This is a genomic window from Kurthia sibirica, assembly GCF_003143975.1.
In the GTDB taxonomy this organism is placed as follows: domain Bacteria; phylum Bacillota; class Bacilli; order Bacillales_A; family Planococcaceae; genus Kurthia; species Kurthia sibirica.
In genome coordinates this window covers 58,766-73,273 of the sequence record NZ_QFVR01000016.1, presented here as the reverse complement: position 1 = coordinate 73,273, position 14,508 = coordinate 58,766, and the positions used below count along the sequence as shown (strand labels likewise).

9 protein-coding genes, 20 tRNA genes, 1 rRNA gene and 1 pseudogene are annotated in these 14,508 nt (G+C 39.9%); 30 read left to right on the top strand and 1 reads right to left on the bottom strand.

Translation table 11 applies throughout. From position 1 onward, the window contains the following. Positions 1-214 precede the first annotated feature (214 nt). From rrf to menB, 27 genes are all read left to right on the top strand, one after another. Positions 215-330: ribosomal RNA gene (gene rrf, locus DEX24_RS11925) — 5S ribosomal RNA — on the top strand. Between the two features lie 10 nt (positions 331-340). Then, positions 341-416, top strand: a tRNA-Val gene (locus DEX24_RS11920). Positions 417-431: 15 nt separating this feature from the next. Then, positions 432-507, top strand: a tRNA-Thr gene (locus DEX24_RS11915). Positions 508-517: 10 nt separating this feature from the next. Beyond that, a tRNA-Lys gene (locus tag DEX24_RS11910) sits at positions 518-593 on the top strand. A gap of 10 nt (positions 594-603) precedes the next feature. Continuing rightward, positions 604-688: transfer RNA gene (locus tag DEX24_RS11905), tRNA-Leu, on the top strand. A gap of 53 nt (positions 689-741) precedes the next feature. Further along, positions 742-816: transfer RNA gene (locus DEX24_RS11900), tRNA-Gly, on the top strand. A gap of 4 nt (positions 817-820) precedes the next feature. Continuing rightward, positions 821-909 (top strand) — tRNA-Leu (locus DEX24_RS11895). Between the two features lie 33 nt (positions 910-942). Continuing rightward, positions 943-1,019 (top strand) — tRNA-Arg (locus DEX24_RS11890). A gap of 6 nt (positions 1,020-1,025) precedes the next feature. Further along, positions 1,026-1,102: transfer RNA gene (locus tag DEX24_RS11885), tRNA-Pro, on the top strand. A 21-nt stretch (positions 1,103-1,123) separates the two neighbouring features. Further along, positions 1,124-1,199, top strand: a tRNA-Ala gene (locus DEX24_RS11880). A 30-nt stretch (positions 1,200-1,229) separates the two neighbouring features. Further along, positions 1,230-1,303 (top strand) — tRNA-Met (locus DEX24_RS11875). A gap of 11 nt (positions 1,304-1,314) precedes the next feature. Further along, a tRNA-Ile gene (locus tag DEX24_RS11870) sits at positions 1,315-1,391 on the top strand. 22 nt (positions 1,392-1,413) lie between these two features. Next, a tRNA-Ser gene (locus DEX24_RS11865) sits at positions 1,414-1,506 on the top strand. A 119-nt stretch (positions 1,507-1,625) separates the two neighbouring features. Beyond that, positions 1,626-1,700, top strand: a tRNA-Met gene (locus DEX24_RS11860). Positions 1,701-1,702: 2 nt separating this feature from the next. Continuing rightward, a tRNA-Asp gene (locus DEX24_RS11855) sits at positions 1,703-1,779 on the top strand. A gap of 84 nt (positions 1,780-1,863) precedes the next feature. Continuing rightward, positions 1,864-1,939 (top strand) — tRNA-Phe (locus tag DEX24_RS11850). Positions 1,940-1,943: 4 nt separating this feature from the next. Continuing rightward, positions 1,944-2,017: transfer RNA gene (locus tag DEX24_RS11845), tRNA-Gly, on the top strand. Between the two features lie 5 nt (positions 2,018-2,022). Continuing rightward, positions 2,023-2,099, top strand: a tRNA-Ile gene (locus DEX24_RS11840). A 17-nt stretch (positions 2,100-2,116) separates the two neighbouring features. Continuing rightward, positions 2,117-2,193, top strand: a tRNA-Asn gene (locus DEX24_RS11835). A gap of 3 nt (positions 2,194-2,196) precedes the next feature. Further along, a tRNA-Ser gene (locus DEX24_RS11830) sits at positions 2,197-2,287 on the top strand. A gap of 6 nt (positions 2,288-2,293) precedes the next feature. Next, a tRNA-Glu gene (locus DEX24_RS11825) sits at positions 2,294-2,365 on the top strand. 108 nt (positions 2,366-2,473) lie between these two features. Next, positions 2,474-3,436, top strand: a complete 963-nt coding sequence (locus DEX24_RS11820; protein ID WP_146192990.1) for a D-alanyl-D-alanine carboxypeptidase family protein — start codon at positions 2,474-2,476, stop codon at positions 3,434-3,436. 144 nt (positions 3,437-3,580) lie between these two features. After that, a complete protein-coding gene (locus DEX24_RS11815) occupies positions 3,581-4,525 on the top strand; it encodes a dipeptidase (protein ID WP_109306632.1) in 945 nt (314 codons plus the stop codon). Positions 4,526-4,635: 110 nt separating this feature from the next. Beyond that, positions 4,636-6,024: an isochorismate synthase gene (locus tag DEX24_RS11810; protein WP_109306631.1), complete on the top strand. Its 1,389-nt coding sequence runs from the start codon at positions 4,636-4,638 to the stop codon at positions 6,022-6,024. Continuing rightward, positions 6,014-7,735, top strand: coding sequence for a 2-succinyl-5-enolpyruvyl-6-hydroxy-3-cyclohexene-1-carboxylic-acid synthase (menD, locus tag DEX24_RS11805; protein ID WP_109306630.1), 1,722 nt, complete (start codon positions 6,014-6,016; stop codon positions 7,733-7,735). The genes DEX24_RS11810 and menD overlap by 11 nt, the downstream gene beginning before the upstream one ends. Beyond that, complete coding sequence (gene menH / locus DEX24_RS11800; RefSeq protein ID WP_109306629.1) at positions 7,729-8,544, top strand: 2-succinyl-6-hydroxy-2,4-cyclohexadiene-1-carboxylate synthase; 816 nt, start codon at positions 7,729-7,731, stop codon at positions 8,542-8,544. Before menD ends, menH begins: the two co-directional genes overlap by 7 nt. Before the next feature lie 25 nt (positions 8,545-8,569). Further along, positions 8,570-9,388 (top strand): 1,4-dihydroxy-2-naphthoyl-CoA synthase, encoded by an 819-nt coding sequence (menB, locus tag DEX24_RS11795; protein WP_109306628.1) that lies wholly within the window; start codon positions 8,570-8,572, stop codon positions 9,386-9,388. An 808-nt stretch (positions 9,389-10,196) separates the two neighbouring features. On the opposite strand, the pseudogene DEX24_RS11780 reads toward menB, so the two are convergent. Beyond that, positions 10,197-10,568, bottom strand: a pseudogene (locus DEX24_RS11780) (helix-turn-helix domain-containing protein); the annotation flags it as partial. A gap of 328 nt (positions 10,569-10,896) precedes the next feature. Here DEX24_RS11780 and DEX24_RS11775 point away from each other — a divergent pair. From DEX24_RS11775 to DEX24_RS11765, 3 genes are all read left to right on the top strand, one after another. Further along, positions 10,897-11,997, top strand: coding sequence for a carbohydrate kinase (locus DEX24_RS11775; protein ID WP_246131504.1), 1,101 nt, complete (start codon positions 10,897-10,899; stop codon positions 11,995-11,997). Positions 11,998-11,999: 2 nt separating this feature from the next. Then, positions 12,000-12,914 (top strand): pseudouridine-5'-phosphate glycosidase, encoded by a 915-nt coding sequence (locus tag DEX24_RS11770; protein ID WP_109306625.1) that lies wholly within the window; start codon positions 12,000-12,002, stop codon positions 12,912-12,914. Positions 12,915-13,017: 103 nt separating this feature from the next. After that, positions 13,018-14,451 carry an o-succinylbenzoate--CoA ligase gene (locus DEX24_RS11765; RefSeq protein WP_109306624.1) on the top strand — a complete coding sequence of 478 codons (1,434 nt, stop codon included), beginning with the start codon at positions 13,018-13,020 and terminating at the stop codon, positions 14,449-14,451. Positions 14,452-14,508 lie beyond the last annotated feature (57 nt).

The following is a 14,508-nucleotide window of genomic DNA, read 5'->3' as shown; positions in this document are numbered from 1 at the left end:
AAGGTAGATAGGTTCGAGGTGGAAGTGTGGCGACATACGGAGCTGACGAATACTAATCGATCGAGGACTTAACCACGAAGTTACAAAACATTTCAATGAACCGTTTATCCAGTTTTGAAAGAATAATAATATTATTTTAGAAAAGTTATTGACTTTTTATGAAATAATTGATATGATTATTCTTGTCCTTAAGAGAAATCTTAAGTAAAAATAGTTTGGTAATGATGGCAAAGAGGTCACACCCGTTCCCATGTCGAACACGGAAGTTAAGCTCTTTAGCGCCGATGGTAGTTGGGGGTTTCCCCCTGTGAGAGTAGGACGTTGCCAAGCTATATATAATGGAGGATTAGCTCAGCTGGGAGAGCATCTGCCTTACAAGCAGAGGGTCGGCGGTTCGATCCCGTCATCCTCCACCAATTCTTTCGAAATATGCCGGTGTAGCTCAGTTGGTAGAGCAACTGACTTGTAATCAGTAGGTCGAGGGTTCGACTCCTTTCGCCGGCACCATATTTTGCTTGAGTCATTAGCTCAGTTGGTAGAGCATCTGACTTTTAATCAGAGGGTCGTAGGTTCGAATCCTACATGACTCACCATTTTTATTATGCGGGTGTGGCGGAACTGGCAGACGCACTAGACTTAGGATCTAGCGCCGCAAGGCGTGGGGGTTCGACTCCCTTCACCCGCACCATAATTATTTTAAAATTAAATAACTTGTCAGATATAAATATCTTACAGCATATTGCGGAAGTAGTTCAGTGGTAGAACATCACCTTGCCAAGGTGGGGGTCGCGAGTTCGAACCTCGTCTTCCGCTCCAATATGCCGGGGTGGCGGAACTGGCAGACGCACAGGACTTAAAATCCTGCGGTGAGTGATCACCGTGCCGGTTCGATTCCGGCCCTCGGCACCATATTTTAACTTTAATGAAAAAATAATACTTTTTGCGCCCATAGCTCAATTGGATAGAGCATCTGACTACGAATCAGAAGGTTGGAGATTCGACTTCTTCTGGGCGCACCATATAAACGGAATGTAGCTCAGCTTGGTAGAGCACTTGGTTTGGGACCAAGGGGTCGCAGGTTCGAATCCTGTCATTCCGACCATTTTAAAAAATACCAGTTAATGGGGCCTTAGCTCAGCTGGGAGAGCGCCTGCCTTGCACGCAGGAGGTCAGCGGTTCGATCCCGCTAGGCTCCACCAATTTTATACTTTAACCAAACTACTTATTATGGCGGCCTAGCTCAGATGGCTAGAGCGTTCGGTTCATACCCGAAAGGTCGGGGGTTCGATCCCCTCGGCCGCTATATTACCTAAAGGACCTTTAGCTCAGTTGGTTAGAGCAGACGGCTCATAACCGTCCGGTCGCAGGTTCGAGTCCTGCAAGGTCCACCATAAATACCTTTTATATTATCATGGAGGAATACCCAAGTTTGGCTGAAGGGATCGGTCTTGAAAACCGACAGGCGAGTCAAATCGCGCGGGGGTTCGAATCCCTCTTCCTCTTCCATTTTTACCTTATTAAATAAAGCAACAAAGTGACGTTTCAACTAATTATTAAAATTAAACACAACTAATACTAGCAATTAAATAAAGTATTATGAAGTGGATAATGAATAATAACATTGTCGCGGGGTGGAGCAGTGGTAGCTCGTCGGGCTCATAACCCGAAGGTCGCAGGTTCAAATCCTGTCCCCGCAACCAATGGTCTGGTAGTTCAGCTGGTTAGAATGCCTGCCTGTCACGCAGGAGGTCGCGGGTTCGAGTCCCGTCCAGACCGCCATTTTTATACATATACATGTATGAAGAATAAATAAAATTTTAATGAAGATAAACTGAGATTCATTAAAATTAAAGTTTTTAAGTTGGGTCGGTAGCTCAGTTGGTAGAGCATTAGATTGAAGCTCTAAGTGTCGGCGGTTCGATTCCGTCCCGACCCACCATTTTGCGGGTGTAGTTTAGTGGTAAAACCTCAGCCTTCCAAGCTGATGATGAGGGTTCGATTCCCTTCACCCGCTCCAATAATGGGCCTATAGCTCAGCTGGTTAGAGCGCACGCCTGATAAGCGTGAGGTCGATGGTTCGAGTCCATTTAGGCCCACCATTAAAAAATTAAATTGTTCCGTTGTAGCTCAGTTGGTAGTAGCATCTGACTGTTAATCAGAGGGTCACAGGTTCGAGTCCTGTCAACGGAGCCATATGGGGAAGTACTCAAGTGGCTGAAGAGGCGCCCCTGCTAAGGGTGTAGATCGGGCAACCGGTGCGAGGGTTCAAATCCCTCCTTCTCCGCCATATGTAGGCCCCTTGGTCAAGCGGTTAAGACACCGCCCTTTCACGGCGGTAACACGGGTTCGAATCCCGTAGGGGTCATACTAAAAAGCAAGTGCATTCTTATGCACTTGCTTTTTTTTTTGATATAATGGTTGGACTATATAAATATACAAGCTTAAATGGAATTGAATTAAGGAGTGAAGTAGTTTGAAGAAGTGGTTGTTGATTATGTATGCTTGTATGCTAGTATTGGGTGTCGCTACAGTGGCAACTGTTATGTTTATCGATAAAGGTCAGCAAACAGATGAAAAAAAAGTAGATAAAGAGAATAAAAAAATAATACCTGAGATAGTAAAACCAAAAGAAATTGAATTACCTATAGCTGATAAAAATGATTTACAACTTAAACTTAAGAGTAAAGAAGTGTTACTTTTTGACTTAACAGATGAAAAAGTCATCTTTGCGAAAAATGCAGACCAAAAAGCTTTTCCTGCATCGCTAACAAAAATGATGACGGTGCTTGTAGCTATTGAAGAAATAGATAATCTGCATACAAAGGTAACTGTCCCAGCATCTATATTTCCTTATATCACTAATGCTAATGCTTCCGTAGCCGGTTTTCAACCGAATGAACAAGTAGAGGCAAAAGATCTGTTATACGGTGTTATGTTGCCTTCTGGTGCGGATGCTTCATTAGCGCTTGCCTTGCATGTATCAGGAAATGAAAAAGACTTTGTGAAACTTATGAATCAAAAAGCGAAGACACTGGGTATGAATAATACAAAGTTTAAAAATGTAGAAGGTTTGCATGACCATCAGCATTATACGACTGCACATGATTTAATGAAGTTAGTACAATATGCTGTGAAAAATCCTAGTTATCGTAAAATATTTGAAGCGAAGCAACATACTGTTGCATCTACATCTTATCGCGCACAGGGATTAAGTTTTAAAAGTTCGATGTTTAGTAAGTTGGATATGACGAAAAAAAGAAACTTTATTCTCTTAGGTGGTAAAACAGGTTATACCCCAGAAAGTGGATTATCATTAGCATCACTTGCCTCAAAAAATGGGAAAGAATATGCAGCCATTGTTTTAAATGCACCGGGAACAAATCGTACGGAACAATTTAATATCTTAGATACATTAAAATTGTATAAAGCAATGTAGATTTTACTATAAGTGATGAGTCTGATTAGTATGGAGAATCTAAAAACCTATTGAATCCTAATTGATTCAGTAGGTTTTTTCTACTTACAATGGTAAAAAGTGATACTATTAAATGACGATTAAAATTAGTGAAGAGGTGTAAGAATGAATATTATAGATTTGCATTGTGACGTATTATATAAATTAGCTATAGCAGAAGAGCCTCTGTCTTTTTTAAATAGCCCCGAGTTGGATGTTACCTTAAACGGTTTGAAAGCAATGAAGGCTAAAGCACAGGTATTTGCTATTTTTGTCGATGAAAATATACCGCAATCATTAAAGTATTTGGAGGCGCTACGTCAAATTGAAAAGTTTCAATATGAAGTAGTTGCTCCTTACGATGAATTGGTACATATTACGAATTGGCAACAACTTGCACAATTGAAGGATGGTCAAATTGGCGCTATTTTAAGCATGGAAGGTTTAGATGCGATTGGTGATGATTTGAATAAACTGCAGAGTTTCATTGATGCGGGTATTTTATTGGCTGGTTTAACATGGAATAATGAGAATGCTGTCGCTTATGGTGCAATTGAAGATCCGACAAAAGGGTTAAAAGAATTTGGACAACAAGCGCTTCAATTATTAAACGATCATAATATTATTGTTGATGTCACACATTTAAATGAACAAAGTTTTTGGGATGTGCTACCACTAGCGAAGCATGTAGTAGCAAGTCATTCAAATGTGCATACACTTTGTCCTTGTCCAAGAAATTTGAAGGACGACCAAATGACGGCGTTAGTGGAAGCCGGCGGCCATATTCACCTCGTCTACTATCCGTTATTTGTAAAAAATGGGCAAGAAAAAGGTGTGCATATTGAAGAATTGGTCGCTCACTTTATGTATGCTGCTAAACTAGTCGGTGCTGATAAGTTAGGGTTAGGTTCGGATTTTGATGGTATGGCCTATAAAATTGAAGAGTTACAAAATTGTCAAGATGCACAACTATTATTGCAGCACTTAGCACCACATTTTACGGAGGCTGAGATTATTGGTATTGCAGCGACAAATTTCGAAAGATTCGTCACTCAAATCGAATGTAAATAGTATTTATTATGTGCTGAAATGTTTATAAAGAGGTATGATAGTAAAGGATTAATAAGTATGCACGAGTAGATTCCAGTTAGAAAATGAATCTATTAACGGAGGGAATTTTGATGAATCGTAAGTTGTCGACTACAAACGACGATCCTAGCAAAAAAGATCAGTCGACAGTCCATTTCTTTATCGACACGATCGAAGTGGAGCGACTATCAGCTTTGGCGTTTTTTGAAGCAGGAGAAGATGCGTTTGATGGTAAACGTTTCTTTTGGCAAAATAGAGAAAAGAATTTTACATTAGTAGGGTTAGGTCATGCGTATACGATTGAAAGCAATGAGGATGAAAGTCGTTATGAAACAGTAGAACAGCAGTGGAAGGCATTAATAGCTGTATCCAATTACAAGGACTATCCACAGCAGCCAATTCTATTTGGTAGCTATACTTTCGACCCTAAAAAAGCTGTATCGAATGAATGGTCTCATTTTTCTCATGCCTATTTTGCTTTAGCGACGCATCAGCTCGTTATTAGAAATGAAAAGATGTATGTGAACAGTCATATTGTGTCTCGCGAAGCAATCACTGTTGAAGACATTAAACGTTGTAATGCCGAACGCGACGAACTGCTACATAAAGCGCAGGTTCGTGGTTCGAAATCATATGCAAAATTGCATGTGACATCTATGATGGAGCCGTATAAAGAAGAATATTTACAATCCATTACACAGGTGACGGATAAAATTAAAGAAGGCGTGGCGGAGAAAGTAGTAATCGCCCGTTCTTTAGCGTTGGAATTTAGTGCTGAAGTGACGGCGTCTAATGTACTTGCACAAGTATATGCAGAGCAACCAGAGAGCTATTTGTTTGCTTTAGAAAAAGAGCAGAATTTATTTTTTGGTGCTTCACCAGAACGCTTAGTACTTGTCAAAGATAACAAAGCCTACTCATCCTGTATAGCAGGCTCGATCAAGCGTGGAGCTACAAAAGAAATGGATGATCAGCTTGGTCAAAGTCTGTTAAATGATGCGAAAAATTTACAGGAACATCAATATGTAGTAGAAATGATCAGTCAATCATTTAAAGAAAATTGCATAAATTATACAGTGCCGACAGCACCACAATTATTACGTATTCGTGATATTCAACATTTATATACACCTGTAGAAGGTGATTTGAATGAGGGGGCAACCATTTTGCAAATGGTTGCCAACTTGCATCCCACACCCGCTTTAGGAGGCTCACCACGTGGCAAGGCAATGGATATGATTCGCGATTATGAACCGATGAACCGTGGCTTATATGCAGGTCCTATCGGTTGGATGAATGCGGAGGGTGATGGCGAATTTGCTGTAGCTATACGCTCAGCACTATTACAACAAAAAAAGGCATTTTTATATGCCGGAGGTGGCATTGTCGCAGATTCAGAGGCGATGAGTGAATACGACGAAACGTTAGTGAAGTTTCGCCCGATGTTGCGTGCATTAGGAGGACAATTAAATGACGACTAATCGAATATTAACTGATTATGTATATGAACTGATAGGAGCATTGCATAGTGCGGGAGTTGTTGACGTAGTCATTAGTCCAGGTTCACGTTCAACAGCATTAGCTTACGCATTTGCCTCCAGTAAGGAATTTAAAATTGTTCGTCATGTAGATGAGCGTTCAGCAGCATTTTTAGCATTAGGTATAGCCAAAACAAAGGCAGCACCAGTTGTTTTATTATGTACATCAGGTACAGCGGCAGCAAATTATTTTCCAGCAATTATCGAAGCTTATTATGCACGGGTCCCCTTGATTGTCCTTACGGCAGACCGCCCACATGAATTGCGTGGTGTAGGGGCTCCACAGGCAATCAATCAGCCGAATCTCTATGGTCACCATGTGAAGATGACAGTAGATTTACCGATACCAGATAACGATTTACACACGCTGCCATATATTGCGCGTCAAATGACACGTGTCACGACAATGGCAATGGATAATCCACGTGGACCGGTTCATGTTAATATTCCATTTAGAGAGCCGTTGTTAATCGATTTTCAAGAGCAGCTTCCTCCTGCTAGAATGGAAGTTGTTTTTCCAGCAGACGTAGCGCCTAGTGCAGCAACACTTGCGGCATTTAAAACACAAATAGAGGCGACAAAAAAAGGCTTTATTGTGATAGGTGATTTACCACAGCATGTAGATCTACGTTATTTGTGGGCCTTCATACGTCAACTCAAATGGCCTGTACTTGTGGAAAGTCTATCGCATTTACGCACCAATATACCAGCAGATTGTGCTGACTTTGTGATTGATCACTATGACGCCATTTTAAAAAATGAACAGTTTAAGCATCGTATGGCACCACAAACCGTCATTCGATTTGGCGCACAGCCTGTATCAAAACCGTTAACACTATTTTTAAAAGCTGTGCGTCCAGAATATTTTATCGTCATTGATGAAGATGCCATTTTTAGAGACCCAGTTGGTATCGTGACGATGCATATTCACGCGCCAGTCGACAAGTGGTTAACTAGTTTTACGAGTGCAAATGAAATATTTGATAAAGATTACTGTAGCAAATGGCTAGCAGCAAATACTATTGCTACTACAAAAATCACGAATTATATAGCAAGTGAAGAAGATGAAGGAGCTATTGCGGGATTATTTTTCACTATGATGCCAGATGGTAGCGATCTTATCGTAAGTAGTAGCATGCCAATCCGTGATGTAGATACGTTTTTTACGAAGACGACAAGAAATATTCATGTCTATGCGAACAGAGGGACGAACGGTATTGATGGCGTTGTATCAACAGCAATCGGCACCCAGTTGGCTAGTGGACGACAAAGTTATTTACTAATCGGCGATTTAGCATTTTTACATGATAGTAATGGTTTAATTGCTAGTCGTTATCAAGCTGTAGATCTAACGATTATCGTCATGAATAATGACGGCGGGGGGATCTTCTCTTATTTGGCACAAGCCTCCGTCGAAAAGCACTATGAAACTTTATTTGGTACGCCAACAGGTTTACAGTTCAATCATTTAGCTGCGATGTATGATGCACAGTATGATGCTGTAGATTCTAAAGAACAATTTGCCACAGTATTCAGCCAACCAAAAGTGAAACCATTACGCATTATTGAAGTAGCAACAAATCGTCAAGCAAACGTATTGGCACACCGCATGTTATGGCAACAGATTAATGAGGAGCTTGAAACAATATGGTAGACGTTATGACAACAATTAATGGATTGGATGTTCACTATACAATCGTTCATCCTAAGCAGCAAAAAACAATCGTATTATTACATGGCTTCACTGGAAGTAGCACAACTTGGCAACAACTTATGGCCAAATTACCAGCCAATTACCGTATCATCGCACTAGATTTAATTGGTCACGGACTTAGTGCAGCACCAAAGCAAGTTCAACACTATACGATGGAAGAGCAAGTATCTATCTTGCACACTTTTTTTCAAGAACGTCAAATTTCTACTGCAACAGTCATTGGTTATTCTATGGGAGGACGTGTTGCATTAGCTTTTGCTATGCAATACCCAGAGTGCATTGACAAGTTAATCTTAGAAAGTGCCTCGCCTGGCCTTGCAGCGCGTGAGGATCGTGAAGTACGCATGCAGCACGACGAATTATTAGCAGCACGTATTACAGAGGACGGTATCGAGGCTTTCGTAGATTATTGGCAGGATCTTGCATTATTTACTAGCCAAAAAACATTGCCAATTCAAATGCAGCAAGCAATTCGTACAGAGCGTCTACAGCAAAGTGCATGTGGTTTAGCAAATAGTTTGAGAGGGATGGGTACAGGGCAGCAAAAATCGTACTGGTCAAGTCTGTCACAACTATCTAAACCTGTGGTATTATTAGTAGGTGAGCTTGATACTAAATTTTGTAGCATCGCTGAAAAAATGGCAGAACATTTGCTAGATAGCACAGTGATTAAAGTTTCTCGTGTTGGCCATGCAATTCATGTGGAAAATCCAGAATCTTTTGCTACAATAATAAAGGATCAACTATAATATATATATTAGGAGGAGTTCATTCATGACTCGTCAATGGGTAACTGAACATGTCTATGAAGACATTAAATATGAATCTTATAATGGTATCGCTAAAATTACGATCAACCGTCCTGAGGTTCGCAACGCATTCCGTCCAAAAACAACTGCTGAAATGATTGATGCATTTTCTCGCGCACGCGACAATGCAAAAATCGGTGCAATCATCTTAACTGGTGAAGGTGAAAAAGCATTCTGTTCTGGTGGAGATCAAAAAGTTCGTGGTAACGGTGGATATGTGGGAGAAGATAATATTCCACGTTTAAACGTACTAGATTTACAAACGTTAATTCGTAAAATTCCAAAACCAGTAGTAGCAATGGTAGCTGGTTATGCAATTGGTGGCGGACATGTCCTTCATATCGTTTGTGATTTAACAATCGCAGCAGATAATGCTCGCTTCGGTCAAACTGGCCCTCGTGTTGGTTCATTTGATGGTGGATATGGTGCGGGGTACTTAGCACGCATCGTTGGGCACAAAAAAGCGCGTGAAATTTGGTTCTTATGCCGTCAATACGATGCGCAAGAAGCACTTGATATGGGCTTAGTAAATACAGTGGTACCATATGCTCAACTAGAGGATGAAACAGTTCAATGGTGTGAAGAGATGAACGCTCTTTCTCCGATGGCACTTCGCATGCTTAAAGGTGCATTTAACGCTGATTCAGATGGTTTAGCTGGTATCCAACAACTTGCTGGAGATGCTACACTTCTTTATTACACTTCTGAAGAAGCAAAAGAAGGTCGCGATGCTTTCAAAGAAAAACGCGAGCCAGACTTTGGTCAATTCCCTCGTTTCCCATAAGTTATAAGGCAATATAGCTTGAAGCGAACGGTATAATTTACATCACCACGCGTCGGTGATTCATCTCGGTATATTGGAAAAAAGGAATCTCTCTTGTAGGAGGGCACTGAAAAAGTCCACTTATGCACATATAAGCGAGGACAGGAACGAAATTCGTTCCTGTCCTCGCTTTTCCTCGTAGCCGTTGATTCCGTTCCGGCGGACGCTTTTCGCGGGCACGGCTCCAGCCTTCTCCCTCGCTTCGCTCAGTCCGGGTGCTTCCGCTCGTGCTGTTCCCGCAGAAGTCGCCGCCTGCACTCCATCAACTTGTACTATTCATGGGTTAAAATGTGGTCTCGCCCGGTCACGGACCATCCTGTATAATAGTAGTTACTAATTAAAGGTGGTGCGACCATGATTTTCAAACAAGAAACCCTTAACTTAAGTCCCTATATGGCACTATATGATTTAATCATTCCAAAAGATAATATGCTTCGCCAGATCAATGAACTCGTTGATAAATGAAGTTGGAGAAGAATTGGGCTACTATCGTCAAGTTGTAGAAGTTGTGGAAACGCAATCAAAGATAGCGCATATCCCGGCTGTAAAAGAAAAGTTAAATGTTTTAAAAGAAGTGATTGATGATTATGAAATACAACTGAGTTACTCAAGTGATCCAGACGCACGCGTAGGACATAAATCTGCGGACTCAGCTTTCTTTGGATTTAAAACACATATTGCGATGAGTGATGAACGTATTATTACAGCTGCTTTGATTCATATCCATTACAACGATTTCTACTTGATCACCGAACCTTTGTAAGTACTGTTTTATCGTATCTTTTCGACGATTTGGCAAGATATCAATCGGTTCATGTGTTTCTGCATTGGCAATGATTAGTTGGAATTTACCTGCATTTGTATCTCCTTTATACTCATCAATTGCGATTGCTTTTGGTAGCGTGACACCTGACACTAATTGTTGTTCTGCGACTTGATCAAAACGACGAATAACAGTTGAACTAGACGTCCCCATTTTCTCAGCAACTGATTGGAATGTAGGTGATTTAACGCATAGCATTTGAATCGCTTGATGCCATTCTTTTGAAAAGCGTTGATCACGTTCAATAAAAGAAGTTTTTTCTGAAAAACGTTTTCCACAAGAACAGACATAGCGTCGATGCTTATAATACAAAACCATAAGTCGTTCAAACCATTTTATGTGCTTTTTTCTGTCTATTTTTAGGTATGTTCATCATGATTAAAAGAAATAGCGAGGACTCCTGCCGAAAAACAAGTAGTAAGCAATCCTTTATTTTCACCTACGGTGAAAATAAAAAGTGCGATACTTGTCGGCGGAAAGCTTTCGCTATTTCTAATTGTCTAAAACATGAATTGTTTTAATACCCCAACATATATAATAGAACCAATAAAACTTCATGCAATTACCACAAACAAATGTTTAAAAAATAAACAATTGACGAAATTGAAACTTATGTTTATAATATAAACAAATATAACTTAGGGTGATGAAATTGACGGATAGAGAGCAAGCATTGATTAAGCTTATAAAAGATAATCCATTTATGTCACAGCAGGATATGGCTGTAAAGTTAGATATGTCAAGACCTGCTCTTGCCAATTTGATTTCTGGTTTAGTTAAAAAAGGGAAAATTATTGGTCGAGCATATGTATTGCCAAGAGAAAATAATATTGTCTGCATTGGCGGTGCCAATATTGATCGTAAAATGCATCTTAAAGGTCATTTGCAAATGGGAACATCCAATCCCGTAACATCAATGCAAAGTGTTGGTGGTGTTGCACGAAATATCGCAGAAAACTTAGGACGACTAGACAATAAGGTTGGGTTGTTGACAACGGCAGGTAAAGATATGGATTGGCAAGCTATTGTCGCAGCATCAGAAGCCTATATTAACCTAGATGATGTGGAGTTATTAACACATTGTTCTACAGGTTCTTATACAGCGATTATGGCAGAGGATGGCGAGCTGGTTCTTGCTACAGCCAATATGGATGTCTATGAGGAGTTAAAACCAAAAATATTAATGAAGCATGATATGGCGTTATCCACGACTCCTGTTATTGTAATTGACTTGAACTGTCCAAAAGATACGATTGAATATATTCAACAATTTGCCATTGCACGCAATGTACCATTTGTTATTATTCCAGTATCCTCTCCAAAAATGGATCGTATGCCTGAAACATTGCAAGGTGTTACTTGGTTCATTTGTAATACGGATGAAGCTGAAACATTATTGAATATGAAGATAAAGTCAGAAAATGATTATTTGAAAGCCCTGCCAAAAATTTTAGCACTAGGTGCTGAAAATATTGTTATTACGGCTGGCGCAAAGGGTGTTTATGCTGCGAACAAGACCTTGATGCCAAGTCATTTTTCCGCAAAAGCAGTTGATCATGTAGAAGATGTTACAGGTGCCGGTGATGCTTTTGTAGCTGCTGTTATCCACGCTTGGTTAGAAAAACAGCCAATTGAAAAATCAATTGAAGCAGGTTTAATAAATGCTAAGCGTACATTAGAATCACCGTTTACAGTAAGACCAGAATTGACAAAAGAATTATTAGAAAATGAACTGGAGGAATTATAATAATGAAACAATACATCGAACTATCACAAGAGGTACAAAAAGGTATGGAAGCGGGTCTACCAATCGTAGCACTTGAATCAACAATTATTTCACATGGTATGCCCTACCCACAAAATGTTCAAACTGCACGTGAAGTAGAACAAATTTTACGTGATCATGGTGCAGTACCAGCGACTATCGCAATTATTGATGGTAAAATCAAAATTGGTCTATCGGACGAAGAATTAGAAATGTTCGGTAATGCAAAAGATGTTGCAAAAGCTTCACGTCGTGATATTCCTTACTTGATTGCTACGAAAAAAATCGGTGCAACAACTGTGGCAGCTACAATGATCGCAGCTGAATTAGCAGGTATTGAATTATTCGTAACAGGCGGAATCGGCGGTGTTCATCGTGGTGCTGAAACAACGATGGATATTTCTGCAGATTTAGAAGAATTAGCTACTTCTAAAGTAGGCGTAGTATGTGCCGGTGCTAAATCTATACTTGATATTGGTTTAACTTTAGAATTCCTTGAAACAAAAGGTGTGCCAGTTATGGGATATGGTACGGATGAATTACCAGCCTTTTTCACACGTCAATCAGGTTTTGATGTCAATTTCCGTGTGAATACACCAGAAGAAGTAGCGAATACTTTACGCACAAAATGGAATTTAAATATGAAGGGTGGCGCAGTAATTGCGAACCCAATTCCTGAAGTGGATGCATTAGATCACGACTTTATTACAGATATTATTATGAAGGCTCTTGCTGAAGCAAATGAGCAAGGTATTCATGGTAAAGATGTAACACCATTCCTATTAGGTAAAGTAAAAGAATTAACAGAAGGTAAGAGCCTAGTAGCTAATATTGCATTAGTAAAAAATAATGCATTAGTTGGCGCTAAAATTGCTGTCGCTTTAAATAATAATAAATAATAATATTTTGAAAGTCTCTGTCATCCTCGTGATGCCAGAGGCTTTTTTTTTAAAACTAATGATATAATAACAATATTGACTACTAATTAAGGGGGAATAATAGATGATACCAAATTGGATTGAACAAAGAGCGTCTATTACACCTAACCGATGCGCGTTAACATATAACAATCAATCATGGACATTTGAAGAATTGCACCAAATTTCATTGCAAAAAGCAGCCGCACTGCGCGCACAAGGTATAGAGGATAATTCAAGGGTGGCTATTTATGTCACATCATCAGCGGAATTAATCCATCTATTAATGGGCTGCATGCAATTGCAAGTAGAGATGGTCCTATTAAATCTTCGTTTATCAGAGGCAGAATTAGCATATCAGATTGATGATGCTCAAGTGGATGCCATTATAATCGAAGACCATCTGACCAGTCATATTACAAATAGTACGAGGCAGAAAATCCTTTTATCGCAAGTGGATGGTCCATGTGATCGTCCGCTTGTCGCACAACAATGGCAGACAGATCATACAATGACAATTATGTATACTTCAGGTACGACAGGGAATCCCAAGGGTGTTAGACAAACTGTCGGTAACCATGTGGCAAGTGCAACCTCATCGCTTTATAATAGCGGTTTAATAGAAGGGGATGCTTGGATTTGTACAATGCCACTTTTTCATATAAGTGGTTTTTCAATGCTCTGTAAAAGCTTATTACATGGTGTACGCTTAGATTTATATAGTAGCTTTGATGTTAAAGCAGTGACAAAACAATTAGTTGAGGGTAGTGCAACACGTATGTCTGTCGTGTCGTTGATGTTACAAAAAATAGTCGCACAATTAGAAAGTGATGATGCCAGCGTATCACCGCGTTTTCAAATGATGTTAGCAGGCGGTGGCCCCATACCGCAAGATTATTTAAAACGGGCGTACAGACTTGGTATTAAAGTAACGCAAACTTACGGAATGACTGAAACGGCAAGTCAGACAACAACTTTAGCCAATGAAGATGCACTACGGAAAATTGGTTCAGTTGGTAAAGCATTATTATTCAATGAAATTCGTATTGATGGCGCAGAAAAAGCAGGTGAAATTGGAGAAATTTGTATTCGAGGAGCACATATTACACCTGGATATATTGGTAAATATGCACAACAATCGTCTACAATAGATGGCTGGTTATATAGTGGCGATTTAGGTTATTTGGATGAAGAAGGTTACTTATATGTAGCCGATCGTCGTTCGGATTTGATTATTTCGGGTGGGGAAAACATTTATCCAGCAGAAATTGAAAATGTTCTTATCACGCATCCAGCAGTAATTGATGCTGGTGTATGTGGCGTGGACGATGCAACATGGGGACAGCGCCCTATGGCCTTTGTTATCACGGAAGGACAAATAGGTGAGCAAGAATTGCAAAAACATTGTGAACGGCTATTGGCACGCTATAAACTCCCACTAGCTATTCATATTGTTGATACATTACCTAGAAATGGCGCTAGTAAATTAATGCGTAGAAAATTAAAAGAGTTATTATAAAGAAATAGCCCTCTGTGAAAAATAACCATTTCACAAAGGGCTATTTTGTTTAGCAAA